Source organism: Priestia sp. FSL R5-0597 (assembly GCF_038006305.1).
Lineage (GTDB): Bacteria > Bacillota > Bacilli > Bacillales > Bacillaceae_H > Priestia > Priestia zanthoxyli.
Map to the genome: position 1 here is coordinate 2147261 of NZ_JBBOUZ010000001.1, position 24328 is coordinate 2171588.

A 24328-nucleotide genomic window follows, 5' to 3' on the forward strand; every position below is an offset into this window, starting at 1 on the left:
CTCGTTCGGATCTTCCTTCAATCAAAATATTTTTGTTACAGCCTCTTTATATTAAAAGGTTTGGGCAAGTTTTTTTGCTTCTGCTATTCCTTTTTCTTTAATTTCCTGAGCTTTATCTGGCATTGCGTTATGCCCTTCGACAAAAATGCCGTCTAACGAAGGGACTCCAAAGAAATTCATCATAATTCCAATATAGCGATGCCCCATTTCCATATCAGCTGCAGGACCTTCAGAATAAATGCCTCCGCGCGCTTGAATATGAAGCGCTTTTTTATCCGTTAATAGTCCAACCGGACCTTCGGCCGTGTATTTAAATGACTTACCTGCTACGGCTACAGAGTCTAAATAAGCTTTCATAACCGGTGGAAACGAAAAGTTCCACATAGGAGTTACAAAAACATATTTGTCCGCTCCTACAAACTGTTCGCTCAATTCTGCAAGGCGATTGACCTTTTCCTGTTCATGAGAAGAGAGTTCCGAGCCAGACTGAAGTTTGCCCCAGCCGCTAAATACATCTGCATCAATATGAGGGATATTTTCTTTATAAAGGTCAATATGTACAACTTCGTCACTTGAATTGTGCTCTTTGTAAGCATCGATAAATGCTTTTCCAGTTGCCATACTGAATGATTGAGACTCATCGTGAGGATGAGCTGTAATATAAAGTACTTTTGCCACGTCTTATCATCTCTTTCTTGTTTGAAATAATGTACTGTCTTATCGTTATCACTCCCATAAAAAACTATACGCGCTTTGTCAGGTAAGCTAAAAAAGAGCGCAAGAAATGGACGTCTATATAGAAAATAATGGTATAATAAATGTTTGAATATTTACATAACAAGTATGTGTAACAGAAAGTAGATAAGAGGTGTCGAGATGAAAGAAAAATGGGTAATCGTCACGGGTGCAGGTGCTGGAATTGGAAAAGAAATTGTAAAAGAATGTGTGTCGAAGTGCTATTCAGTTATTGCTTGTGATAGTAATGAAGGAGCTTTGAAACAGCTAGCTGAAGATACAAAGGGCCATATTGAAACGTATGTAGTAGATGTTAAAGAAGGGAAGGGCGTAAGAAATCTTTTCTATCAAATAAAAGATAAAAATTTATATGGATTAGTTAATAATGCAGGCGTGTATTTAGGGAAAAATTTATTGGATTATGAAGAAAAGGAAATAGATTTTGTGATGGACATTAATATTAAAGGATATATTTATTTCTCCAAATACTTTGGCGAATTATTAATGGAAAAGGAAACAGAAGGAGCAATTATTAATATATCGTCCGTATCAGGAATGGAAGGAAGCTCCGATGCTATATATGGAATGTCTAAAGCAGCGATATTAGGATTAACCAAAAGCTGTGCAATGAATTTTTCTCCTTATATCCGTGTGAATGCCGTAGCACCTACAATGGTAAATACCGATATGATGAAAAATATTCCAGAGTGGCGCAAAAATGAATACATCGATCATCAGCTGATTCCAAGCTTTGTTACGCCTCAAGACGTGGCAGATACCGTTCTTTTTTTACTGAGTCCTCAAGCAAAACATTATACAGGAGCTACCTTTGATTTAAATAGCGGATGTTATTTACGATAAATTATCTTTTAAACGAGTAATCGAGGCTGGACAAAAATATTTTAGTTAAGGATAAATTCGAATGATCAATCGGTATTATTGACTGACCATTCGGATTTTTTACTGTTATTATAAACGTTGGTTTCACCGCTTCTAGCTGTTGATTGGAGGGCAAGGTAGAAGACTCCTGCGGGAAAAGCGGAACAGATGAGACCCCACAGGCGCGTAAGCGACGAGGAGGCTCATCGGCCGGCCGCGGAAAGCGAAGTCTTGCACGGAAATCAACAGAGGTGTCAAGAGCAATCCATATGAGTTTATTAATCCAATTTGCTCGTCTTTAGATTGGGTTAATTCCGTTATGTCCCATCCTCCTTTTTGTTTTCTTAAGAATTCTTAAGAAATTTACTTAACGTTTCTTTAGATTTTTTTTCTATTCTAGAAAGAAAGAGTAGAAAGAAGGAATAGAAAATGAATTTAGCTTTTATGTATCAATATTTTCACCAGCCGCGAACGGTAGGAGCGCTTTTGCCAAGCTCTACGCACTTAGCGAAAAAAATGGTGAAAGGGATTGATTTTGAACATGCAGCCTGTATAGTAGAGTACGGGCCAGGAACCGGAGTTTTTACCCGTGAATTAATAAGAAGACGAAGCGCTTGTACAACTTTGCTTCTTATCGAATACAATCGGCATTTTTACGAAAAAGTAAAGGAACAAGTAAGAGATGAAAAAAATGTGTATGTGATACACGGCTCGGCTGAACATGTTCAAAAGTACTTGATACAGTATGATATTTCAAAAGTAGATTACGTACTATCAGGTCTTCCTTTTGCTTCTTTAGCAGCTGAGGTGTCAGATTGTATTTTGCAAAACACGCGAAGCGTATTAGCTGATGAAGGGAAATTTATTACGTTTCAGTATACGAATTTAAAAAAAGAGTTGATCCGCACGTTTTTCCCCCACATTAAAGTTGAAAAAGAGTGGAGAAACGTGCCTCCCGCATACATTTTTTCATGCGAAAAGAATGAGGTATAAGGAGTTTGTAAATGAAAGACAGAATTTTAATTATAGATGACGATGAGCAAATTCGTAATTTAATTGCTATTTACTTAGAAAATGAAGGATTTGAAACGCTGAAAGTTTCTAATGCTGTATCTGGATTAGCGCTTTTAGAGGAACAAGAAGTAGATTTAATTATATTAGATATCATGATGCCGCAGATGAATGGAATCGACGCAGCTTTTAAAATACGTGAAGAAAAAAACATGCCCATTATTATGCTTTCGGCGAAGTCAGAAGATATGGACAAAATTTCTGGTCTAACAGCAGGCGCAGATGATTACTTAACAAAACCATTTAACCCACTCGAACTCATCGCACGAGTCAAATCACAAATTAGACGCTATAAAAAATACAATGAACGCGCTGAGCGTGACGTTATTCAAATTGGCGATTTGGAAATTAACCGCAGCACCCGCCTTGTATTTGTGCGCGGCCAAGAGATTCGTTTAACGCCAAAAGAGTTTGATATTTTAGAGCTGCTGGCACGCAACAAAGGAACAGTGATGAGCATGGGGAAAATATATGAAGCCGTGTGGCAAGAAGACGCGTTTAAATCGGATAATAATGTAATGGTCCATATCACAAAAATTCGTGAAAAAATTGAGGATAATCCGAAAAAGCCCATTTATATTAAAACCATATGGGGCGTAGGATACAGGATATGAGAAGAATAAGTGTAAAGCTTCTTTTTGCTATCATTATAAGTTTTTTGGCTACCAATTTAATTTTTATTTTAATTGCTAGGCTTGTTTTGAGCAGGTATATACAAGAAGAGAAAATGAATGTCCCTGCATATAATGTATTAGCGTTTGGACTTTTCTTTATCGCCGTTGTGGTCTTTGTTTTTGTTTTCTTAGCACTTATTCGTTCCCATATTCGTTATCTGAAAGAAATCTCTAAACAAGTTCAAAAAATCTCAAATGGAGATTTAGGCGCAACCATCCAGGTACGAGGAAAAGATGAACTGGCTGAATTAAGTCAAAACATTAACAAAATGTCTGCGCAGCTTCGTACAAAATTTGATCGTGAACGAGAGCTGGAGCAAGCAAAAAATCAGCTAATATCCAGTGTATCTCACGATTTGCGTACGCCGTTAACATCCATCGTTGGGTACCTAGATTTAATCAAAAAAAGAGAAAGTATGGATGATGAAACATTAGATAGCTACTTATATATTGTTGATTCAAAAGCAAATTATTTAACGGATTTAATAGATGAGTTGTTTGACTATACAAAATTAACGAGTCCGGATTTTCAGCTTCAGAGAAATGAAATTGACATGAAACGTTTGCTTCAACAGGTAATAGGAGAGTACGAGCCGATGTTAACAAGAGAAGGCATTGACGTTCAGACTAACTTTGCTTGTGAATGGCATGCATTTATTGATGTAGAAAAAATGGTAAGAGTCTTTCAAAACTTGCTCGAAAATGCCAAGAAGTACAGCGAAAAGCCTTCCGTATTAGAGGTGAATCAGGAAATTGATGAGGATTCGTTGGTAATTTCCTTTAGTAACAGCATTAACATCAGTGAAAAACTTGAGGTGGAAAAGTTATTTGATCGATTTTATCGAGGTGATGAATCAAGAACGAACGTAAATGGTTCAGGTTTAGGGCTGGCTATTGCAAAACAAATTATTCAGCTGCATCAAGGAGAGATACGAGCAGAGCGTCAGCATAATAAGCTCACTTTTTCGATAAAGCTGCCGCCTAACACAAGAAAGCCTTAAGAATCACTTGTAAAGATTCTTAAGGCTTTTTGCGACTATTTTAATGCCGTATTCAAATTCTGCAAGCGTCGCATAAGAAAAGGATATTCTGATATGCTGTGACGTTTCATGGTCATACAATGCGCCTGGATTTAAAAGAACTCCTTCGTCGAGACAGTGCTTAAATAATTTCCGCATCGAAACAGGCTTATGCAGCGTCAGCCAAAAATAAAAACCTCCGCTCGGAGTATTCCACGCAGCAAGACTTTTTAAATACTTCTCTAAAATAGCCTGCGTTTGCTGAGATTTTTCTTTTAATTTATAGCGTACGCTGGCAACGTGCTTGTCATAAATTCCGGTTTTTAGAGCTTCAGCAGCGGCCCATTGAGATAAGGAACTGGCTCCGTAGTCAACTTGCATTTTAAGGTCGGCCAATCGCTCAATTACATGTTCAGGCCCTACAATCCATCCAATTCGAAATCCCGGACTAAATGTTTTAGAGAACGTTCCTAAATAAAGAACCACTCCATTTTTATCTCGAGCTTTTAATGAAAGTGGAGGCGGTGAATGGAACCAAAGCTCTCCGTAAGCATCATCTTCAATAATCGGCAAATGCATTCTTTCACACTGGCGAAGCAGCTCTTGGCGCCTTTGTTCACTCATCGTTACATTGGTAGGGTTATGAAAGTTCGGTATTGTATATAAAGCTGTGCCTTTTTCTTTTTCGTGCTGGTCTTTTAATGAAGTTAAATGCATTCCTTCTTCGTCTAATGAAACGCCCGTTAGTTTCATTTGTGCGGACTGAAATAACGGTAGAGAATAAAGATAAGAAGGCTTTTCAGCTAATATATTGGCACCTGGAGGCAGCAGGCCGATTGAAATTAACTGAAGGGCTTGAAGTGAACCGGATACAATTAAAATAGATGAAGGAGACGTTTCAATGCCGCGTTTTTTTACATGCTTCACTAACTCTTGTCGGAGCTCATCATTTCCTCTTGGGTGCTCGTAGCCCAAGTGTACGCTTCTATGGTTAGTTCCGCTAAATAGTTCCGCAAGATGATGGGAAGGAAGCAGGTCAGGTGCTAACTCTCCAGTTCCTAAACGAATAATGCCCGGTTGAAATTCAGCTTCGTTAATATGGCGGATAGTCGGAGAATTTGGTTGGTATATTCCCGCTTCTACATACGAATTCCAGTTCATGTGAGAACCTGATGCTAGTAAGCTCCACGTATTGTTGATGACCTTGGTGCCGCCTCCTTTGTTTCCGCTGAGCAGTCCTTCAGCAATTAAGTTTTCGGTTGCCGTCACCACCGTGCTTCTATTTACAGAAAAGCTAGCAGCTAAATGGCGCTGAGAAGGAATTTTCGTTCCAATAGGCCACTCTCCATTTATGATTTTCTCTTTCATATACTCTTGAATTTGTTTGTGCATTGGCTTTTTATCAGCCGGATTTGGAGTCCAGTTCATGTGAGACCACCTTTTTATAATTTGGTTGGTATTATAAATCAAAATTTGGATGGAGACAACAAGGGATGTCAATTGTAGGATAAAAGAGAAAGGAGAGAACAACATGTTTACAGTGGTTATACATGCTTTATTGTTAGCATTCGGTTTGATTTTACCTTTAGGAGTACAAAATGTGTTTGTTTTTAACCAAGGAGCAAATCAACGAACCATCAAACAGGCGCTTCCTGTAGTGGTAACGGCTTCTGTTTGTGATACGATTTTAATTCTAGTAGCAGTGCTGGGAGTTTCAGCAGTAGCCGCTACTTTTTCATTTTTTCAAGCGCTTATTTTTGGAATAGGTTTTCTTTTTTTAGCGTATATGGGCTTTGTGACGTGGAAGAGCGAACCTTCAAAAACGTCAGTAAAGGAAGGGATGACGGTGAAAGCACAAATTTTATTTGCTGCTTCTGTATCTCTGCTAAATCCTCACGCGCTGATGGATATTATGGGTGTAATCGGAACAAATTCTCTACTGTACAGCGGAAAAGAAAAATGGATTTTTACGCTCGTTACGATATGCGTTTCATGGATATGGTTTTTATCCTTAGCTTTTGCCGGAAAAGCGGTAGGAAAAATGGATTCAAATGGGAAAATAATGATTTGGGTCAATAAGGCTTCTGCATGTATGATTTGGGGAGTAGCTCTTTACATGGCAAAAAGTATGTTTTTTCAGTAAAATAGGCGCTAAAAGAAAAGTTATATAATAGAAAGCGAGGGGTAAAGATGATTCAAGGAATTAATCATATATGCTTTTCTGTGTCAAATTTAGAACGGTCCATCATATTTTATCAAAAAGTGTTAGGGGCGGAACTTTTAGTAAAAGGAAAGTCCACCGCTTACTTTAGTCTAAATGGAATGTGGCTCGCGTTAAACGAAGAAAAAGATATTCCTAGATCAGAAATTCAGTATTCGTATACTCATTTAGCATTTTCTATTTCCATTGAAAGTTTTGACCAAGCAAAAGAGCTGTTAAAACAGCATAATGTAAATATCTTACCTGGAAGAAATCGTGACGAGAGAGACAAAAAATCTATTTATTTTACGGATCCTGACGGTCATAAATTTGAATTTCATACTGGTACGCTCCAAGACCGTTTAGCGTATTACCAAGAAGAAAAGCCTCATATGACATTTTATTCGCCAAAAGAGTAGTACTAAAATAGTTATATAAGGTTACAGTTTTATTACATTCGCATTCCTCGCTCAGTTATCATTAAATAAACGATTCTGTTGTGATATAATGGAAAAAAAGTGAGGAGGAGGAAGAATGTATACCGCAAAACAGGTGAAGTTTGGTTCGCATATTGTGATAGGCGTACTTTTCGGCATCCTAGCTGCAATGTTAATCGGCACTTTTTATCAAAATGTACCAGGTGTATTACCGTACGGGATGATTAGCGGACTTGCAGTAGGACTCATAGCAGATACATATTATACAATTAAAACAAAAATAAAGGTTATCTAATATAGTGTAGTACTATTCTCAGGAGAAATAAAAGATTCCTTTTGAAAATAGTACTATTTTTGTGAGAAAAACAGTTAATTTCTATTTTAGAAAAACAAGTTAACGCGCTAAAAAAATTGTGAATTTATTATTTTGAATCAGCAATAGGGGATTGAAATATCGAATTAACTCTAAGTATAGAATTATATATTAAAGTAACTAACCGTTTTCTAAACAGTGAAACGGTTTTTACTTAGTTTCGTTGCGCGTCAGATAAAAGGTCTAATAATTAAGCAATTGTTCGTAAAACTGCGGATAAGAGATTTTTTAAAGCTGCTACTAACAGATAGAATATTGTTGCTTTTAATGGTTTATCTATAGAAAACTTGATAATTTTTCTAAAATCGTTCTTTTGGAGTACATAATATATGCTATCATTGTTTGGTGAAAAAACTACATACCAAAAAAAGGAGAAAAAATGAAGAATTTAAGAAAAATCGGCCTAGGACTTGTAGCATCTTTGCTATCTATTAGTTTAGTAGCTTGTGGGTCAACGAAAGAAGAACAAAAACAAGGATCTGCTAAGCAAGAGCAGAAACAAATGGGGAAAGAGCAGAAAAAACTCGAACAAAAACTCTCTAAATTAGAGAGTGAGTATGAAGAATATACAAAAGAAAAAGGATATATGGAATCTGATGATTATCTTGTTTTTGAAGCAGACTTTAACATACTAGCAAAGTCAATTGAAAGCAAGAATATTCTTCAGGGCGATGATGGTGAACTAGACAAACATGTAAAAGACTTAAAAACTGAGATAGACCATTTAAGTAATGATCAAGCAATAAAAGCTCAGAAGCGTTATGGTTCGGCAGTAGATGTGTACGAGGCTGCAATTGGTACTCATATGCATATTGTGTTAACTAAAGCGGATATTACTCAGCACTTTAATGCGGTGAACACTATTGAGTTAGACAAAGATTTTAATGCAGATAGCTACGATTATGAAAAAATTGATGCAGACGCAACTGAGGCTATTAAGTCTATACAAGGAATGCCTATGAAAAGAATAAAGCTTATTAAGGAAGAGTTGGAGAAATATAAAGCTAGCTTTAGTACTGAAGAATATAATCAATTGAATTCCGCAGTCACTAGCGTAACTTCGTCATTAAATAAACAAGTTGAAATGCTAGAAGTTCTACAAAAAGAAAGTGGTAAGGATAAATCAACTTTAGAAGAAAACACAAAAGCTGCTGAAACACAATTTTTAGATGCTAAAGAAAAAGTGTCTGCATTTGAATCTAAATATGATATCCAAATGTAAAATATATGCTTTAAATATAATTGTTTATTAAAATAAAAAAGCCGTTTCTTAACCAAAGAAACGGCTTTTTATTATTTATCTCTATTGATCTTTGGTGTACGTAAGAAGAGAGAGGGTAATAACGCAATTAGAGTCAATAGCGTCGCAAATAAGAATACATCGTTACTACCATATCTATAGTCGAAGTTGTTATTGCTTTAGCGAGGTGTTCCGTAGTTTGTTGCGTCATAATTGTAACAAGTATAGCAGTACCAATTGAACCTGCAACTTGACGAATTGTATTATTTAAAGCTGTACCGTGAGAAATTAAATGTTGAGGTAATTGGTTGATGCATTCAGTCACAATCGGCATCATAATTAATGCACCTGGCAATAATAGTAGATCTGATTGAAGCGGCGTAAAGCCTCGAATGCTTTATAGATAGATTGGCAGCGGTTTTGAAATTATTTAGGATGAAACATAAAAAATATAATAAGTTTTGTTGAAAATCAACTTGGGAATTATTGATGTAATTTTCTGAAACTTTTATTAGTGTTATAACGTATAGTAAGTATAGGGAATGTTAATTTAAATTCCTTTTTGCGGAAAAACGTTTAACATAAAGTCGAATCATCTGTTAGTTCTGTTTTGTTTAAAAGAATGTGGAGGGGATAGTTATTAAAAAACTTGCCATTTTACTTGTTGGAGGGCTTTTATCCTGCGGAGGATATATGCTGTATTACGCGACGCTAGGTGAACTAAAGAAGAAAGAGGGGATATTAAAATGACAATGTTGCTATGGGCAGGCGGATGTATAGTGTTTTTGTTAGCAATGGGTTACATTGCAGATCGTGTAGCAATAAGGAGAAACATTGAATTTAGTCCGGAGGATGGAATTAAAAATGCTACAGATGCAGAACAAATATATGTGGAGAGCTATTTGAATGAAACAAAAAATACGAATAATAATATACCGCTTTAATAGAAATTATAAATAAAAGGTTTATCCGCTGCTACTTGCATTAGGGATAAGCCTTTTTGTTTTATACTTAGTTCCAAACTTCGTCTAAAGTATCTCTAAATAATTGATCTAATTCATATGTAGGGTCATCTAATTCTACAGATAAAGTTCTGACGTATTTGTCTAAACGGTCAATTTCTATGTTTAAAAATTCATTAATAACATTGATGCGTGGTTCTAAATCTAGCTCATCACCACTAATTTTACGCTTTAACAGCTTACTAACCTCTTCTTTTAATTCTCCTTCTGGTAACAGTTTCTCTAAGAGAATAGGGAATTCTAGTGGAGGAAATTCATTATATTGTTCAACCCACTTAGCAGCTAACACGGGTCTTAAAACGTAAAAATATTTTTTGATTTTTACTTCGTCACCTTGTAAATACTCTCTAAAGTTATTTCTAGCCATATTTAAATAGTGGTATATACAAGAAGTAGGAGTAAAGATGTTAGAATGTAGTTTTTTCATTTTATCAAATGTTGAATACGCCTTGTAATATACAATGTTTGATTGCATCCATTCTAGTAAAGGTGGGTTTGATTTTCTAAAAAGTTTTAATGTCTTGGTTAAGTCCCAGCCGCTAACATCTAATAGGTCATTAATAGGTAGCTCTATTACATCTCGCTTTTTACCTACACCGATTGGGTCAATGCTTAAATATTTATTTTTCTTATGAATATAAATAAATCTAACATCATAATCGCTATCTTTAGATGGAAAGTCCCATGCTCTACTTCCAGATTCACAAGCGTATAATACCTTTACGTCGTAATCTTCTTCAATTTTCTTTAAAGCTGCAACAATTGTTTCTCTCATAACCCAACCTCATTTTCTTTTAATGCTTTCTATATACAAAAGCTATTACTATTTCTCCTATTATATTTCATAATGTATGGAAAATGGTAAATAAATAAAAAAAGTTTCCTTTAAGCCTCTAAAAATCTACGAAAATATAGAGAGTGAAAACTATATCACTCAAAAAGCACTATATCCAATCTCTTTCTGCGGTAACAGGTTAGAAGCGTATACAGTTCTGCACGGTGATGGTATAAATGAGACTGATTTATTCAACTAAATACTGCATTTTTTGATTCAGCCAGTACTCTGATTTTTCATTGTTATCGAGCTTGATATAGCAATCGATAATTTCATCATAAATGAATTCTTTTTCTTCTACTAAATCAATAAATTTAACGAGTAAAAATACGGCTTTCGAAACTTTTCCATTCTCACAAAGCCATTCTTTCATCCAGATTAATAGATCAAGAAGAATAATCTCTATTTTCACTCGGATATCAAGGAACCAGTCGTCATAAATCGTTGTTAAATAATGAGGAACTAATTGATGCAGGCGCTGTTCAGCCTCCTTGAATTTCAGAGACGGGTCAGACTGTTCGGTTATCCACTGAAGGTCAGTTAGTAAATCTAATCCATCGCTTGACACATCGGCATTTAAAGAAATGAGCTGCCTGTTAACAAGTAAAACCGGCTCTGAATTTTCTGCGTTCAATAACTTTTTTAAATGAGACAAGTAGACGCGTAAATTCTTTTTAGCATTGCTTAAAGGTATGTCAGGCCACAGTGCTTCGCATAGCTGTTCCCTGCTGATAGAATGATGAAAAATAAGATATAGTAAAATTTCTTGAGCAAAGCGCTTATTCCAGCCTTCTGTAATAAGCTGACCATTTACATAGACGGAAAAAGAGTATAAGAAATCTACTTTAAGAGAGGGTGTGTGGGCATGGAATTCTTTTTGTATGTCTATAGCCGTATCACTTTCCCAGTTCTTAAGTATTTTCATAGGATCATTCTTTAAAGAAGGCAGCTGAGATGTATTACTTTTAATAAAATCTATGACAATTTCTCTGAATAAAGCTGTTTTTTCTTTTATTAGAAATAAAGAGTGTGCGTTAGGTATAGTCATATGACTGTAGTTTTTTAAAAACATCGTTTTTGAAATCAGATACTGAGATGAAAACAGCAAATCATGTTGGCCAGATAAAGTGAGTACAGGAAGTGAAATGCTGCTTAGCTCTTGAAATAGACTGGCTGTAATAGAAAGTTTAACGAAGCGGAAATATACATTGGGATCCATTTGTTTAAGTCTTTCAATTACCTCTTGTATGTTTGTATATTCCAGACTTTCCAGTTTGCCTAATTCAAGGATTTTATTTACCGGTATTTGATTTTTGCTTTCTTCGTTGTAACATCTCTTAATCTTTTGAATGGTGCTATCTGAATAAAAAGGAAGAGACAGTAGTATCAGTCCTTCAATAAGAAATTCATAGCGGGCGGTAAATTTAACAGCGATTTGTCCTCCAAATCCCACTCCAACTAAGTAACACTTCTTTATATGTAACGTATGTAATAAGAGAAAAAGATCTTCAATATGAGCCTCAAACGATAATTCTCCTGTAGCAGAGGCGCTCTTTCCTGTCTCTCTCAAATCGTAATGAATAATACGGTAATGTTGGGTTAATTCCGCAGTAATAGAATCAAAAAGCGTATGATCAGTGACACAAGAATGAACCATAACAACGGTTTCTGTCTTGTCAGTGAACACGGGCGAATGAATTTCATAGTAAATTTTTTCTGTCGCCGTATGCAGAAAAGGCATAAAAGCAATCCTCCTAGTGTCTAACTGTAGCGTTTGTGTAACGGTAAAATCATTATGATAGGAATAGACAAAAATTTCAAAAAAATTGGTGCTTTTTAGCAAATATAAAATGTCTAATGTTCTAGTAATATCCATTATACTGTAAAACCATAGTGAAAAATAAGGGAGAATGCCCAAAAACAGAAAAAAGAAAACGTTCTCAATTCCCGAAAAAGAAGAAAGGAAGCGAATTATGAATTTTAAAGACGAAAATGCGTTAGACTTAGAATGGGTTATGCTCATAATGGAAGCAAAAGAAACAGGTATAAGCATTGAGGAAATTAGACAATTTTTACAAAGTATTAGTTCAAGTTCTTAGCCGATACATCAGTAAGGAAATAAAGAATTCGTTACGCATAGCTAACCTTTATAGCGGGTCTCAAGCTATGTCCACTAGATGTATAATTATCCCTTTACAGTAAGAACGTTTATTTATAATGCACGATAAAGTGAAATTATGGTATTATTATCGATAAGTAAGCATTAGTAAGGGTGATTATAATGACAATTGGTCAACGTATTCGAGATCTTAGAATGAAACAGGGAATATCGCTAACAGAACTTGCAAACCGAGCGGGTGTTGCTAAATCGTACATATCTTCAGTAGAAAGAGGAATTCAGCTCAACCCATCTATTCAATTTCTAAACAAAATTTCTACCTCATTGAACGTGAGTATTGATAGATTGATTCATGAGCCTATGGATAAATCTGAATCGTTGGATATTGATAATGAGTGGCTTGAGTTAGCAAAAGAAGCAGCGGAGTCAGGAATAAGCAAAGAGCAGTTTAAACAATTTCTTGAATTTCAAAAATGGCAGCGGGCAAAGCAAGATTAACTTCGCGGAATATACATAAAAGATAACTTACATAGCACAACTGCTAAAAAATCATGATTGCAAAAAAGAGATTCCGTTTATCTATGGAATCTCTTTTTTGTTGACTTAAGAAGAAATAAAATGAGACGGGAATTCTTTTTCTCGCTGAAACTGAATACGTTCAAGAGTTATTAATCTTGGCTTTCTTTTCTGTTCAAACTGTCTCAATGTTTCTGAAATCTCTTTGTTTTGATAAAAAACTTGATGCAGTAAGTCAGACAGTAAGTCAGCATCTTTTAATGACTCGTTTAATCCAAAAGCGCCAGTAGGAGTCATCGTATGAGCAGCATCACCTAACAAGAGCAGGTGATGTTTTGACCACACTTCGCTTATGCTGCTTTGCACAGAAAGAAGCGTAAAGTCTGACCACGACTTAATAAACCTTTCAATTGAAAGGTTTAAGCTAGGGAAAGCCTCTATTAAACGCTGAATAAACGGTTTAAACGATTGTTTTCGAAGAGCAGGATAGCTGTCTTTTTCAATATTCCATCCGATTTGAACAAAGCCTTTTGCTTGAGAAAAAAGCGCTACCTGCTGCTGCTTCACAAGCGCAAATTTAATAGAAGGCTCCCAGTTGGCAGGTGCAGGAATTTTCGCCCAAAGCAAATCGTATCCATGATTATGAATATTGTTTTTTATGTGCGCAAGTTTGCGAACAGTTGAATATCGACCATCTGCTCCAATAATGATTTTACTTTCAACTATTATTTCACCCCGGCCTTTTTGCTGAGCTTTTATTCCAGTATATTGTCCTTTTTCATTTTGCGTTAGCTCCGTTACTTTTGTGCCCAGCATAAGTTTGTAGGAGGGATGGCTGCTTGCTCGGCTATCTATAGACTGAAGAAGATGCTGCTGTGGAACATGAATTCCTGCATGTCCAAGTTCAGATTCTATCGTTTTGAATACATGTCCATCTTTCCAGTATTCGACCCTAGACATTCGAAGGAGGCCTAAGCTTTCAATTTCTTCAAATATATGATGTTTTTTAAGAATCATTTCTCCATCTTCATTTAAATGTTCGCCTCGAAATTCTTTTCCAAGCTTATCAGATCTCTCTATCAGTATAGTTGATATATTTTGTTTAGCCAGTAGATAGGCTAGTAGAGCACCGCCTGGTCCGGCTCCTATTATACACACATCTGTTTGATAGTTCATTTTCTTCACCTTGTTTGTTATATGCAATTAAGTTACTTTTAGTAAGTATATTAACTTTTATAAATGTTAATGTCAACTTTTTTATAGCTTTTCTTCTATGGAATTCGTTCTTTGGTCGAAACACAAATAAGGTTTTACATAAACAAAGTCAAAGATTAAGTTTTATGGTAAACTAAAATACACAAATTATTTTGAATAATTTGTATAAAAAGGTGAAATTTAAACATTGTTGAGAAAAAGCACGGTTGGAAAGCTGCAGGATTTTTAGCAAGAAGAGTAGAGAACGTCTCTGAAAATTCTAGCAAACTCCAATTTCGACTGGAGGATGATTATGACAAAAGTAGAACATTATATTCAAACATTGGGTAACAGTGCAGATTTGCTAACGAAAAAGCAGACAAGCATTTACTTCGAAAAACTTTCAAACACCTTTCCTTTTTTAACAATCATGCAAATTAATTGGAGAAAAGTATTAATTAAAAAGTCCGCCCGGCATATTGAAGAAATCAAAAAATGGCTTCAAGAGATGAATATAAAAGAACATCAGGTTGTTTTATTTTGGAAACGAGCAACTAAAGCCGTAAGCGTCGATTTAGCTCAGGCTCTAACGTTTTTCCAACAAACAGCTGATCTTACAGAAGAAGCGTTTATTTACTGTCCGTCTGTTGACTATGTCATTGAATATTTTAAAGACGGTAAAATGATGATTGGTTTAGCAGCACGTTAATTAAAAGGGAAAAAAGCTGAGGGAAGAGGGGGAATGAGAACTTCTTCACTCGGCTTTTTATGCATATAAACTCTAAAAAATACGAAACATAACGTTATTTACAACATAAATTACCTTCTCTTTATAATTAGTGGGAAAAGTATTGACATTTTCCATAAAACAAATATAATTAACATTAATCATATTGTTAATTGTAAAAAGAGTGATCAGGAGAAATGCTGAATGTCGAACAAAAAAGCAATGACGAATCAAATGAAAAAAGAATACCCTAAACCCTATGGCTATACGTCAGATATTGCTGTATTTACGATTGTGACGGAAGAAAAAGAACCATACAAACCACCTAAAATGAATTTAAAATTAATGCTTATCCAGCGAGCAATGCTAAACGCGGAGGGAGAAAAGAACAGCGAAGCAGGAAAGTGGGCGCTTCCCGGCGGATTTGTCCATCCTGATGAATCAGCTTTTGAAGCGGCTAAAAGAGAGCTCGAAGAAGAAACGGGCGTGAACGATATCCATTTAAAACACTATGGTGTCTATGATGAGCCCGGAAGAGACGATAGGGGATGGGTCATCACAAACGCACATTATGCAATTGTCCCAGAAGATAGTCTAATAAAACGAAAAGCGAATGATGATGCTGCTCGAGTTGAATTATTTAAAATAGATGAAATCTTTTCATTGCCTTTAGCTTTTGATCATGAAATCATCATTCGAGATGCAATCAAGGAAATTAAGAAAGATTTATTGCAAACGACTATTGCTCAGAAGTTTCTGCCTTCTCAGTTTACATACTCTGAACTGCAGGCTGTGCTGCTTACCGTAACGGATGATGCGGCAATTAAAAGTGATCAGGCGTTTGCACGAAAAATAAGAATGCTGCCATTCATTGAAGAAGTAGACGGAAAAACAACGACGAGAACGTCTAAAAAGCCAACCAAGCTCTACCGGTTTGTTGAGATGAATGTGATGAAGCCAATCTATACAGCACGATATTAAAAGAAAAAACTTTCAATTCAAATAATTAACAATATGTTAACTGTTAATTTTTATTTATGAGGGGGAAACATAATGAAAAAAGCACTGATTAACATTGATTATACCAATGATTTTGTAGCTGAAAACGGAGCTTTGACATGCGGAGAACCAGGGCGACACATTGAAACATCTATAAGCGATATCACGCGTCAATTTATTGAGCAAGACGAGTATGTCGTGTTTGCCATTGATTTTCATAAAGAAAATGATTCCTTGCATCCAGAATCAGCGCTGTTTCCGCCTCATAATATTGAAGGTTCTGCAGGAAGGAAGCTATACGGAAAGTTAAATGATTTATATAATGTGTATCAATCAAAGGCAAATGTAGAATGGATAAATAAAACGAGATACAGCGCATTTGCTGGAACAGATCTGGAGATTAAACTGCGAGAAAGACAGATTAACGATGTCTACTTAGCAGGTGTATGTACGGATATCTGTGTACTTCATACAGCAGTAGATGCCTATAATAAAGGATTTACTATTTATATTTATGAAAAAGCCGTAGCGAGCTTTAATCAAAAAGGCCATGAGTGGGCGCTCGAACACTTTAAATCTTGCCTCGGAGCAGAAATTATTTAAGGACATAAAAGTGGAGGAAATCAATGAATATGTTTACAGATGACAGCGTAATGCTACACACCGATCTATATCAAATTAATATGGGAGAAACGTATTGGGAAGATAACATTCATCAAAAGAAGGCTGTTTTTGAAGTTTTTTTCCGCAAACTTCCTTTTGGAAATGGGTATGCTGTTTTTGCTGGATTAGAAAGAATTATTGAATATATTAAAGCATTTAAATTTAGCGAATCTGATTTAACGTACTTGCACGAAGAATTAGGTTTTAAAGAAGATTATTTAGCTTACTTAAAAGACCTTACATTCACTGGGACAATTCGATGTATGCGTGAAGGTGAGCTTGTGTTTCATAATGAACCAATTTTACGTGTAGAGGCACCGTTAATTGAAGCTCAGCTTGTAGAAACAGCGATATTAAATATTGTGAATTACCAAACGCTGATTGCAACAAAAGCAGCCCGAATCAAACATGTAGTAGGAGATCAAGTGGCAATGGAGTTTGGAACGCGACGCGCTCAAGAAATGGATGCTGCTATTTGGGGAACAAGAGCAGCCTATATTGGCGGATTTGGTGCTACTTCTAACGTGCGTGCAGGAAAGAAATTTGGAATTCCAGTTGCAGGAACGCATGCCCATGCAATGGTGCAAGCTTATAAAGATGAATATATTGCATTTCATAAATACGCTCGTCGCCATAAAAACTGTGTGTTTCTAGTTGATACGTACGACACCTTAAAATCAGGAGTTCCCAATGCGATTAAAGTAGCAAAAGAATTAGGAGACAAAATTAATTTTACGGCGATTCGTTTAGACAGCGGCGATTTAACTTATTTGTCTAAAAAAGCTCGTCAAATGTTGGATGAAGCAGGGTTTACAGAGACAAAAATTGTTGCTTCCAACGATTTAGATGAAGATACGATTATGCATTTAAAGTCGCAAGGTGCACAGATAGATATGTGGGGAATTGGTACGAAGCTCATTACTGCATATGATCAGCCAGCGCTTGGAGCAGTGTATAAACTCGTCTCTATTGAAGGAGAAAATGGCGAGATGATGGATACGATTAAAATTAGTGCGAATCCTGAAAAAGTCAGTACACCAGGGTTAAAGCGGGTATATCGTATTATTAATAATTTGAATGGGAAATCTGAAGGGGATTATATTACGATGGAAGACGAAGACCCTCAAAGCGAAGAGCGTTTAAAAATGTTCCACCCTGTTCATACGTTTATCAGTAAATTCGTCACAAATTTTGAGGCAAAAGAACTTCATCATGATATCTTTGTAAACGGCAAGCTTGTGTATGAAACAGAAGAACTTCAAGAAATTCAGCAGTACGTAAAAGATAATTTAGAGCTGCTTTGGGATGAATATAAGCGCACGCGCAATCCAGAAGAATATCCAGTAGATTTAAGCGAAAAGTGTTGGGAAAATAAAACGCGTCAAATTGCGTACGTAAAACAAAAAGTAGCGGAAGCCCTAAATAAAAAATAGTAGGGAGCTGGAGACATGTCAGATACGCTTGCTTATTTTCAACAGCTAAACCCTGATAAGAAAATAGATACGCTTTTAGAAAAAGGAGCGAAAATTGGGATTTATGGTTCATCTTTTGATCCGGTTACCAACGTTCATCTTTGGACGGCATCAACGGTTGCGCATCGAAAGAAGTTAGATGCTATTATCTTCTTGCCTTCATCGCACAAACGGACAGATAAAAAGCTTCAAACGTCCGATGAACACCGTGTAAATATGGTTAGCTTAGCGATTAAAGACAACCCGAAATTTTTGCTCGATACGTATGAGCTAGACGTATTGCCCGGCTATCATTACACATACTACACTATGGAGCACTTTAAAAAATTGCTCCCACACGCTGACTTATTTTTTATTATGGGAGCCGACTTACTGCAAGATATTGGTGAGGGCAAGTGGAAGAAAGCAGATGAACTTATTAGTCAAAACCAGTTTATCATCATGGCAAGAGAGGGAATAGACATGTTGAAAGCTATTAGTCATTCTCCTTTGCTTCGAAATTATGACGACGGCCGGTTTCAGCTTCTTGATAAGGGGCTAGCAATGGAAATCAGCTCTACTTATATTCGTCAAGAATTTGCCAGGGGCGGAGAACCACGATATTTAATGCCTGATCTCTGTTATTTTTATAGTAAAAAACATGGATTGTATCAGTAAGAAATCTACATATAATGGAAGGAGAGCATGTATCATGTCAGACATGCAAGAAAAAATAAGAAAAGAGCTACATGTGAAATCTGAAATTGATCCAGCACAAGAAATTCGTGCCCGCGTTGATTTTTTGAAAAACTACCTAAAGTCAGCAAATGCAAAAGGCTTTGTATTAGGTATAAGCGGAGGGCAGGACTCTAGTTTAGCTGGACGATTAGCGCAGATTGCTGTAGACGAATTGCGCAAAGAAGAATATGAAGCAAAATTTGTAGCCGTTCGCTTGCCTCATGGCACGCAGCATGATGAAGCGGATGCGAAGGCGTCACTAGAATTTATTAAACCTAATGAAACATATACATTTAATATTAAAAACACGGTGGAAGCATTTGAAAGTTCGTTTACAGGTTCTACAGATATAGCACTGTCTGATTTTCATAAAGGAAATGTCAAAGCACGTACGCGTATGATTGTACAGTATGCAATCGGAGGAGAAAACGGCCTTTTAGTTATCGGAACCGATCATGCAGCAGAAGCAGTAACAGGCTTTTTTACAAAATACGGAGATGGCGGAGCAGACGTGCTGCCTCTAACGGGATTAACAAAACGTCAAGGGAAAGCATTGCTAAAAGACTTAGGTGCAGATAAACGATTGTACGAAAAAGTACCAACAGCTGACTTATTAGATAATAGTCCTGGTCAATCTGATGAAACGGAACTAGGAATTTCTTATGATGAACTAGACGATTATTTGGAAGGAAAAGAAGTATCACAAGAAGCCGCTGAAAAAATTGAACAGCGCTATCGTATTACTGAACATAAGCGTCAGTTACCGGCTAGCATGTTTGATGAATGGTGGAAATGAGAGAAATGCCCATATTAGGTATATCTAATATGGGCATTATTTTGACTGATTTCTTTCATAAAACAAAAAAGAGGCGGAAAAAGTGTAATTTAACAAATTGTTTTCTCATACACACTTTGTTATTCTTACGCACTTTGGTATAATGAAGTGCTTTTAATATTATTGAGGAGGAACATTTTTTATGGCAGTTGAAGTAGGTAGCAAGGTACAAGGGAAAGTAACAGGTATTACTAATTTTGGAGCATTTGTAGAATTACCTGGAGGTCAAACTGGGCTTGTACATATTAGTGAGGTAGCTGACAGCTATGTAAAAGACATTAATGACCATCTTAAAGTTGGTCAAGAAATTGAAGTGAAAGTCGTTAATGAGAAAGACGGAAAAATTGGATTATCGATTAAAAAAGCGATAGATAAACCGGAAAGACCCTCATCTTCTTATTCACAACGCCCGCCACGTCAGGCAAGAAATAATGATAATCGTTCTAAAAGCAACTTCCAACCAAAGGAAAACTTCGAACAAAAAATGGCGCGTTTCTTAAAAGATAGTGAAGATAATTTATCTACACTAAAACGCAGCACTGAATCAAAACGAGGTGGCAGAGGCGGAAGACGCGGATAAATCCCTTTCACTCTAACTACTTTATTATATAGTCGAAGCAAGCCAGTAAAAATTGGCTTGCTTCTTTTTTGTGATAGCTTAAGTACATACGCTAGAAGAGTAAAGAGAAGGTTAAGCATTTACTTAGTTGTAAAGTAGATGCCAATCGTAACAAGCGATGAAAGAAGATCAAGGATGAGTAGGATGAAATTTAAATCTATCATAATCATACCTCCCTTTTTGCGAGCGTTGACGTTAGTATCTGCACGAACTACTTTTATTATTCGTAATTTTTAAAAATTTCATTTAATTAAGTGCAATATTTTATATTAAATTAAACTATGTTCTAAATAATAACTTATAAAATAAAAAACGCTTATAAGAACAATTTTCTTAAAATAATAAAAAAACCTTATAAGTAAACGAAGAGAAAGTAGGAATGAGTCCCTCATCGAAATAGCTAAATTAACAGAAAATCGCCAGTATTCTTGTATATTCATCTAATTCCTTCATAATTTCAGGAATAAAAAAGTGCTGAAAAAGCAAAGAACAGACAAAATTCTTCCTTTTTTGAGCAGTAGTGCTCAGTTTGGAGAAATATATAAAATGATTCCATAGACTCAAGGATTTTATAGTAATATATAGAACTTCCATACTATTCTAGTTTTTAGCTCATTAGCTAAGTAAAAGATGCGTATGTTTTGGGGATGAAGACATACATAGTCGTACGAATTATAGAGAGAAATGGAGAGGGAAAAACGATGAAAAAAGTATCAATTCGGGCTGTATTGAGTACAGTAGCATTTTCGGTTGCTTTATCTTCTTTTGCAATGGGAGCATCGGCTAACGGGAATTCAAAGCCGGCGCTGGAACCGTCACTAGTTAAAATTCAAGGAGACTATAACTTAAAGTCGGCTAAAAAAGTAAAAGTTATTGTGGAGTTAAATGAAGAGTCTGTAGCGGAAGCAAAGAAAAAAGGAGTAGCGCAAAGTAAAGGAAAGATTAAAAAAGCGCGTGACGAAGTGAAAAAAGAGCTTTCAAAAGCTTCTAAAACTTCAAAAGTAAAGCGAGAATACGACCAAGTGTTTTCCGGGTTTTCAGCGGAACTTCCAGCTAATGACCTTGAAAAAGTAGCAAGTTTACCCGGAGTAAAAGCTATTTATCCAAGCGTTGAATATCATACAACAGAAGTAAAATCGAAAGAAGTGAGCGCCGAAGAATACGGTTCTGAAATGGATAAAAGCATTTACTACGTGGGAGCAGATCAAGCGTGGAAATCAGGATATACAGGTAAAAATATGACCGTAGCCGTTATCGATACAGGCGTTGATTACGACCACCCGGATTTAAAGTCCGCGTTTGAGAAATATAAAGGATGGGATTTTGTTGATGATGACAAAGACCCTCAAGAAACGCCGGCTGGAGATCCAAAAGGCGAAGCCACAACGCACGGTACGCACGTAGCGGGAACAATTGCAGCGGACGGAAAAATTAAAGGGATAGCTCCTGATGCTCATTTACTTGCGTATCGTGTACTAGGCCCAGGAGGAACGGGTTCAACCGAAGACGTGATTGCCGGTATTGAACGTGCGGTAGAAGACGGGGCGGATGTAATGAACCTGTCGCTTGGAGATACGATTAATAATCCGGACTTGGCAACGAGTATTGCATTAGATTGGGCAATGGAAGAAGGAGTAGTAGCCGTTACATCAAATGGAAACAGTGGACCAGCTAACTGGACAGTAGGCTCTCCGGGAACGTCTCGTGAAGCTATTTCAGTTGGTGCGACTCAGCTTCCTTATAATTTGTATAAAACGACATTAACCGTAGATAACGCAAGCTATGCTTCAGCTGAAGTAATGGGCTTTCCAAACGACAAGGCGTTACTGGATGCAAGCGGTAAAAATTATGAATTTGTACCTGTCGGACTTGGAAAACCAGAAGATTTTGAAGGAAAGGATGTAAAAGGAAAAGTAGCGGTTATTTCCCGCGGTGACATTGCATTTGTAGATAAAGTTGACAATGCGAAAAAAGCTGGCGCTGTTGCAACAGTCATTTACAATAACGTAGAAGGAACAATTCCTGATATTCCAGGTACATCTCTGCCGAGTATTCGCCTATCGAAAGCCGATGGACAAGCTTTGATATCTTCTTTAGCAAAAGGATCCGTCACAGGCTCTTTTACTGCAACCTTTAATCAGACAGTCGATGAAACAATGGCTGACTTTTCATCTCGCGGACCGGTTGTGGATACGTGGATGATTAAGCCGGACATTTCGGCACCGGGAGTCGATATTATCAGTACAGTGCCAACCAATGATCCAAGCAATCCTCATGGATATGGATCAAAACAAGGAACAAGCATGGCCGCACCGCACGTAGCAGGAGCAGCAGCGTTAATTTTACAGGCGCATCCCAATTATAAAGTAGAAGACGTAAAAGCATCTTTAATGAACACAACGGAACTGCTTCGTGACCGCAACGGGCTCATTTACCCTCATAATACGCAGGGTGCAGGAAGCATGCGCGTAGTAGATGCAATTAAAGCAAAAACGCTTATTACCCCAGGAAGTCACTCGTACGGCGTCTTTTATAAAGATAAAGGGAAACAAGTAGAAAAACAAAGCTTTAAGATTAAAAATCTATCAAATCACAGTCAAAAATACTCGGTCAAAGTGAAATTTAAGAAAAGCCATCAAGCAATTGACGTTAAATCAACAAACGATTTAGTTGTTAATGCAGGAAAAACGCAAAAAGTAAATCTCAATGTAAAAGTAGATGCAGGGAAATTATCTCCTGGCTATTACGAAGGCACAATTACGGTAAGTAACAATAAAGAAACGTACGATGTTCCAACGATCTTATTTGTAAAAGAGCCGGATTATCCTCGCGTTACTTCTGCGTATGTAGATGTACTAGGAAATGGCTCGTTTGAATACGGCAGTTATTTACCAGGAGGAGCAGAGAAGCTTAGCTATTACATTTACGATGCAACGCTAGAAAAAGGGGAATTGTTAAGTTCGTATACGAATGTAGGAAAAGGATTCTCTAGCGCAACGTGGGACGGAAAAATTAATGGTGAAGCTCTTCCAGCGGGAACGTATTATTTATACGCAGAAGCAGTAAAAGCAGGTCAGACGACCGGTTCTTTAGGAGAATTTGAAATTCAATAAATAAAAAAGAGTGTCAGTTACACTGACACTCTTTTTTTATTGAGCCGTATATCCTCCATCGATCACAGCAGCTTGGCCGGTGACGCCTTTTGCTAAATCACTTGCTAAAAACATTGCGTAGTCTGCAATTTCATCAACTGCCAGCAAGCGTTTTTGAGGAACAAGAGGATAAATAACTTCTTCTAGCACTTTTTCAAGCGCTACATTTCGCGTACGTGCTAAATCTTTTAATTGATTTTGAACAAGCGGTGTATCAACATAACCAGGGCAAATCGCATTTACCGTAATGCCGTGCTCCGCACCTTCAAGAGCAGCCACTTTCGTTAAGCCAATCACGCCGTGCTTAGCACTGTTGTATGCCGCTTTTCCTGAGAAACCAATCAATCCGTTAATGGAAGACATGTTCAAAATGCGGCCGAATTTTTGCTTTTTCATAATAGGAAACGCATGCTTAGTCGCAACAAAAGGTGCAACAAGCATAATTTTCGTTAAAAGTTCAAATTTTTCAGTAGGAAATTCTTCGAGCGGGGAAACAAATTGCATGCCGGCATTGTTAATTAATACATCAAGGCGGCCATATGTTTCAACCGTTTGAGCAATCATTTGTTCAATGTCACTTTCATTTGTCACATCTGCTTTAATGCCTAATGCTTCGTAGCCTTTTGTCTTCAATTTGTCTGCTGCTTTCTTAACTCCGTCTTCATTCAAGTCAGTTAAGACAACAGTCGCTCCGTCTTCAGCAAAGCGCTCACCAATTTGATAACCAATACCTTGAGCTGCACCTGTAATTAACACAATTTTGTTTTCAACCATCGTTTTTTCCCCCTTATATGTAGATGATATAAAATCGCTTACTTTTCCATTTTATC

26 protein-coding genes and 1 pseudogene are annotated in these 24328 nt (G+C 36.7%); 20 read left to right on the forward strand and 7 right to left on the reverse strand.

Annotated features, from left to right (window positions below):
* Positions 1-51 precede the first annotated feature (51 nt).
* Positions 52-678 carry an FMN-dependent NADH-azoreductase gene (locus tag MKX72_RS10940; protein WP_028413489.1) on the reverse strand — a complete coding sequence of 209 codons (627 nt, stop codon included), beginning with the start codon at positions 676-678 and terminating at the stop codon, positions 52-54.
* Between the two features lie 198 nt (positions 679-876).
* On the opposite strand from MKX72_RS10940, the gene MKX72_RS10945 reads away from it, so the two are divergent.
* The 5 genes from MKX72_RS10945 (at position 877) to MKX72_RS10965 (ending at position 4360) form a co-directional block, all read left to right on the forward strand.
* Positions 877-1596 carry an SDR family NAD(P)-dependent oxidoreductase gene (locus MKX72_RS10945; RefSeq protein ID WP_155008145.1) on the forward strand — a complete coding sequence of 240 codons (720 nt, stop codon included), beginning with the start codon at positions 877-879 and terminating at the stop codon, positions 1594-1596.
* A 143-nt stretch (positions 1597-1739) separates the two neighbouring features.
* Entirely contained in the window at positions 1740-1916 is a 177-nt protein-coding gene (locus MKX72_RS10950; RefSeq protein ID WP_223546567.1) for a hypothetical protein, read from the forward strand.
* 127 nt (positions 1917-2043) lie between these two features.
* Entirely contained in the window at positions 2044-2607 is a 564-nt protein-coding gene (locus MKX72_RS10955; protein WP_033578874.1) for a class I SAM-dependent methyltransferase, read from the forward strand.
* 11 nt (positions 2608-2618) lie between these two features.
* Positions 2619-3299, forward strand: a complete 681-nt coding sequence (locus tag MKX72_RS10960) for a response regulator transcription factor (protein WP_099330907.1) — start codon at positions 2619-2621, stop codon at positions 3297-3299.
* The gene (locus MKX72_RS10965) at positions 3296-4360 is read left to right on the forward strand and encodes a HAMP domain-containing sensor histidine kinase (protein ID WP_235918754.1); all 1065 of its coding nucleotides are present in this window, start codon (positions 3296-3298) and stop codon (positions 4358-4360) included. Before MKX72_RS10960 ends, MKX72_RS10965 begins: the two co-directional genes overlap by 4 nt.
* 3 nt (positions 4361-4363) lie before the next feature.
* Here MKX72_RS10965 and MKX72_RS10970 read toward each other — a convergent pair whose 3' ends face one another.
* Positions 4364-5806 (reverse strand): aminotransferase-like domain-containing protein, encoded by a 1443-nt coding sequence (locus MKX72_RS10970; RefSeq protein ID WP_033578877.1) that lies wholly within the window; start codon positions 5804-5806, stop codon positions 4364-4366.
* A 103-nt stretch (positions 5807-5909) separates the two neighbouring features.
* Between MKX72_RS10970 and MKX72_RS10975 the strand changes: the two genes are divergently transcribed.
* The 4 genes from MKX72_RS10975 to MKX72_RS10990 all read left to right on the forward strand — a co-directional run bounded on the left by MKX72_RS10975 (position 5910) and on the right by MKX72_RS10990 (position 8610).
* Complete coding sequence (locus tag MKX72_RS10975) at positions 5910-6521, forward strand: LysE/ArgO family amino acid transporter (protein ID WP_033578878.1); 612 nt, start codon at positions 5910-5912, stop codon at positions 6519-6521.
* A 47-nt stretch (positions 6522-6568) separates the two neighbouring features.
* On the forward strand, positions 6569-6997 hold the full coding sequence (fosB, locus tag MKX72_RS10980; RefSeq protein ID WP_033578879.1) for a FosB/FosD family fosfomycin resistance bacillithiol transferase: 429 nt from the start codon (positions 6569-6571) through the stop codon (positions 6995-6997).
* Positions 6998-7112: 115 nt separating this feature from the next.
* On the forward strand, positions 7113-7310 hold the full coding sequence (locus MKX72_RS10985; protein ID WP_016763981.1) for a hypothetical protein: 198 nt from the start codon (positions 7113-7115) through the stop codon (positions 7308-7310).
* A gap of 457 nt (positions 7311-7767) precedes the next feature.
* Entirely contained in the window at positions 7768-8610 is an 843-nt protein-coding gene (locus MKX72_RS10990) for a hypothetical protein (protein ID WP_028413482.1), read from the forward strand.
* A 199-nt stretch (positions 8611-8809) separates the two neighbouring features.
* Here the strand turns inward: MKX72_RS10990 and MKX72_RS28315 are convergent.
* Positions 8810-9043: pseudogene (locus tag MKX72_RS28315) on the reverse strand (hypothetical protein); the annotation flags it as partial.
* Between the two features lie 331 nt (positions 9044-9374).
* Between MKX72_RS28315 and MKX72_RS11000 the strand changes: the two are divergent.
* Positions 9375-9572: a hypothetical protein gene (locus MKX72_RS11000; protein WP_080754417.1), complete on the forward strand. Its 198-nt coding sequence runs from the start codon at positions 9375-9377 to the stop codon at positions 9570-9572.
* 67 nt (positions 9573-9639) lie between these two features.
* Here MKX72_RS11000 and MKX72_RS11005 read toward each other — a convergent pair whose 3' ends face one another.
* The gene (locus MKX72_RS11005; RefSeq protein ID WP_028413480.1) at positions 9640-10425 is read right to left on the reverse strand and encodes a nucleotidyltransferase domain-containing protein; all 786 of its coding nucleotides are present in this window, start codon (positions 10423-10425) and stop codon (positions 9640-9642) included.
* A gap of 247 nt (positions 10426-10672) precedes the next feature.
* Positions 10673-12226, reverse strand: a complete 1554-nt coding sequence (locus MKX72_RS11010) for an alpha/beta hydrolase (protein ID WP_155008144.1) — start codon at positions 12224-12226, stop codon at positions 10673-10675.
* A gap of 232 nt (positions 12227-12458) precedes the next feature.
* Here MKX72_RS11010 and MKX72_RS11015 point away from each other — a divergent pair, with 232 nt between their 5' ends.
* Together MKX72_RS11015 and MKX72_RS11020 are read left to right on the forward strand one after the other, a co-directional pair.
* Positions 12459-12584, forward strand: a complete 126-nt coding sequence (locus MKX72_RS11015) for an anti-repressor SinI family protein (protein WP_154991390.1) — start codon at positions 12459-12461, stop codon at positions 12582-12584.
* Positions 12585-12766: 182 nt separating this feature from the next.
* Positions 12767-13102 (forward strand): helix-turn-helix domain-containing protein, encoded by a 336-nt coding sequence (locus MKX72_RS11020; protein ID WP_033578883.1) that lies wholly within the window; start codon positions 12767-12769, stop codon positions 13100-13102.
* A 105-nt stretch (positions 13103-13207) separates the two neighbouring features.
* On the opposite strand, the gene MKX72_RS11025 is transcribed toward MKX72_RS11020, so the two are convergent.
* Positions 13208-14296, reverse strand: a complete 1089-nt coding sequence (locus tag MKX72_RS11025) for an FAD-dependent monooxygenase (RefSeq protein ID WP_028413476.1) — start codon at positions 14294-14296, stop codon at positions 13208-13210.
* A gap of 331 nt (positions 14297-14627) precedes the next feature.
* Here MKX72_RS11025 and MKX72_RS11030 point away from each other — a divergent pair, with 331 nt between their 5' ends.
* The 8 genes from MKX72_RS11030 to MKX72_RS11065 all read left to right on the forward strand — a co-directional run bounded on the left by MKX72_RS11030 (position 14628) and on the right by MKX72_RS11065 (position 23459).
* Positions 14628-15023, forward strand: a complete 396-nt coding sequence (locus MKX72_RS11030; protein WP_014460246.1) for a CDI toxin immunity protein — start codon at positions 14628-14630, stop codon at positions 15021-15023.
* A 222-nt stretch (positions 15024-15245) separates the two neighbouring features.
* Positions 15246-16022: an NUDIX domain-containing protein gene (locus tag MKX72_RS11035; RefSeq protein WP_028413475.1), complete on the forward strand. Its 777-nt coding sequence runs from the start codon at positions 15246-15248 to the stop codon at positions 16020-16022.
* Between the two features lie 72 nt (positions 16023-16094).
* Positions 16095-16643: a cysteine hydrolase family protein gene (locus MKX72_RS11040; protein WP_034265816.1), complete on the forward strand. Its 549-nt coding sequence runs from the start codon at positions 16095-16097 to the stop codon at positions 16641-16643.
* A gap of 23 nt (positions 16644-16666) precedes the next feature.
* Positions 16667-18136: a nicotinate phosphoribosyltransferase gene (locus tag MKX72_RS11045; RefSeq protein WP_028413473.1), complete on the forward strand. Its 1470-nt coding sequence runs from the start codon at positions 16667-16669 to the stop codon at positions 18134-18136.
* A 15-nt stretch (positions 18137-18151) separates the two neighbouring features.
* Positions 18152-18832 carry a nicotinate (nicotinamide) nucleotide adenylyltransferase gene (nadD, locus tag MKX72_RS11050; protein ID WP_049164380.1) on the forward strand — a complete coding sequence of 227 codons (681 nt, stop codon included), beginning with the start codon at positions 18152-18154 and terminating at the stop codon, positions 18830-18832.
* Positions 18833-18866: 34 nt separating this feature from the next.
* Positions 18867-19688 carry an ammonia-dependent NAD(+) synthetase gene (gene nadE, locus MKX72_RS11055; protein WP_155008143.1) on the forward strand — a complete coding sequence of 274 codons (822 nt, stop codon included), beginning with the start codon at positions 18867-18869 and terminating at the stop codon, positions 19686-19688.
* A gap of 181 nt (positions 19689-19869) precedes the next feature.
* Positions 19870-20307 (forward strand): S1 domain-containing RNA-binding protein, encoded by a 438-nt coding sequence (locus tag MKX72_RS11060; RefSeq protein WP_013056909.1) that lies wholly within the window; start codon positions 19870-19872, stop codon positions 20305-20307.
* A 740-nt stretch (positions 20308-21047) separates the two neighbouring features.
* Entirely contained in the window at positions 21048-23459 is a 2412-nt protein-coding gene (locus tag MKX72_RS11065) for a S8 family serine peptidase (protein WP_098627176.1), read from the forward strand.
* A 36-nt stretch (positions 23460-23495) separates the two neighbouring features.
* Here the strand turns inward: MKX72_RS11065 and MKX72_RS11070 are convergent, their stop codons facing one another.
* A complete protein-coding gene (locus tag MKX72_RS11070) occupies positions 23496-24272 on the reverse strand; it encodes a 3-hydroxybutyrate dehydrogenase (protein ID WP_013056911.1) in 777 nt (258 codons plus the stop codon).
* Between the last annotated feature and the right edge of the window lie 56 nt (positions 24273-24328).

What these genes read in the sequence shown, in the direction of transcription:
- MKX72_RS10960 (WP_099330907.1), top strand. Translation starts at nt 2,619, where the DNA reads ATGAAAGACAGAATTTTAATTATAGATGACGATGAGCAAATTCGTAAT.
- MKX72_RS10955 (WP_033578874.1), top strand. Translation starts at nt 2,044, where the DNA reads ATGAATTTAGCTTTTATGTATCAATATTTTCACCAGCCGCGAACGGTA.
- nadD (WP_049164380.1), top strand. Translation starts at nt 18,152, where the DNA reads ATGTCAGATACGCTTGCTTATTTTCAACAGCTAAACCCTGATAAGAAA.
- MKX72_RS10945 (WP_155008145.1), top strand. Translation starts at nt 877, where the DNA reads ATGAAAGAAAAATGGGTAATCGTCACGGGTGCAGGTGCTGGAATTGGA.
- MKX72_RS11025 (WP_028413476.1), bottom strand. Translation starts at nt 14,296, where the DNA reads ATGAACTATCAAACAGATGTGTGTATAATAGGAGCCGGACCAGGCGGT.
- MKX72_RS10965 (WP_235918754.1), top strand. Translation starts at nt 3,296, where the DNA reads ATGAGAAGAATAAGTGTAAAGCTTCTTTTTGCTATCATTATAAGTTTT.
- MKX72_RS11035 (WP_028413475.1), top strand. Translation starts at nt 15,246, where the DNA reads ATGTCGAACAAAAAAGCAATGACGAATCAAATGAAAAAAGAATACCCT.
- fosB (WP_033578879.1), top strand. Translation starts at nt 6,569, where the DNA reads ATGATTCAAGGAATTAATCATATATGCTTTTCTGTGTCAAATTTAGAA.
- MKX72_RS11060 (WP_013056909.1), top strand. Translation starts at nt 19,870, where the DNA reads ATGGCAGTTGAAGTAGGTAGCAAGGTACAAGGGAAAGTAACAGGTATT.
- MKX72_RS10970 (WP_033578877.1), bottom strand. Translation starts at nt 5,806, where the DNA reads ATGAACTGGACTCCAAATCCGGCTGATAAAAAGCCAATGCACAAACAA.
- MKX72_RS11070 (WP_013056911.1), bottom strand. Translation starts at nt 24,272, where the DNA reads ATGGTTGAAAACAAAATTGTGTTAATTACAGGTGCAGCTCAAGGTATT.
- MKX72_RS10975 (WP_033578878.1), top strand. Translation starts at nt 5,910, where the DNA reads ATGTTTACAGTGGTTATACATGCTTTATTGTTAGCATTCGGTTTGATT.
- MKX72_RS11000 (WP_080754417.1), top strand. Translation starts at nt 9,375, where the DNA reads ATGACAATGTTGCTATGGGCAGGCGGATGTATAGTGTTTTTGTTAGCA.
- MKX72_RS11040 (WP_034265816.1), top strand. Translation starts at nt 16,095, where the DNA reads ATGAAAAAAGCACTGATTAACATTGATTATACCAATGATTTTGTAGCT.
- nadE (WP_155008143.1), top strand. Translation starts at nt 18,867, where the DNA reads ATGTCAGACATGCAAGAAAAAATAAGAAAAGAGCTACATGTGAAATCT.
- MKX72_RS11030 (WP_014460246.1), top strand. Translation starts at nt 14,628, where the DNA reads ATGACAAAAGTAGAACATTATATTCAAACATTGGGTAACAGTGCAGAT.
- MKX72_RS10985 (WP_016763981.1), top strand. Translation starts at nt 7,113, where the DNA reads ATGTATACCGCAAAACAGGTGAAGTTTGGTTCGCATATTGTGATAGGC.
- MKX72_RS11020 (WP_033578883.1), top strand. Translation starts at nt 12,767, where the DNA reads ATGACAATTGGTCAACGTATTCGAGATCTTAGAATGAAACAGGGAATA.
- MKX72_RS11005 (WP_028413480.1), bottom strand. Translation starts at nt 10,425, where the DNA reads ATGAGAGAAACAATTGTTGCAGCTTTAAAGAAAATTGAAGAAGATTAC.
- MKX72_RS11010 (WP_155008144.1), bottom strand. Translation starts at nt 12,226, where the DNA reads ATGCCTTTTCTGCATACGGCGACAGAAAAAATTTACTATGAAATTCAT.
- MKX72_RS11015 (WP_154991390.1), top strand. Translation starts at nt 12,459, where the DNA reads ATGAATTTTAAAGACGAAAATGCGTTAGACTTAGAATGGGTTATGCTC.
- MKX72_RS11065 (WP_098627176.1), top strand. Translation starts at nt 21,048, where the DNA reads ATGAAAAAAGTATCAATTCGGGCTGTATTGAGTACAGTAGCATTTTCG.
- MKX72_RS11045 (WP_028413473.1), top strand. Translation starts at nt 16,667, where the DNA reads ATGAATATGTTTACAGATGACAGCGTAATGCTACACACCGATCTATAT.
- MKX72_RS10990 (WP_028413482.1), top strand. Translation starts at nt 7,768, where the DNA reads ATGAAGAATTTAAGAAAAATCGGCCTAGGACTTGTAGCATCTTTGCTA.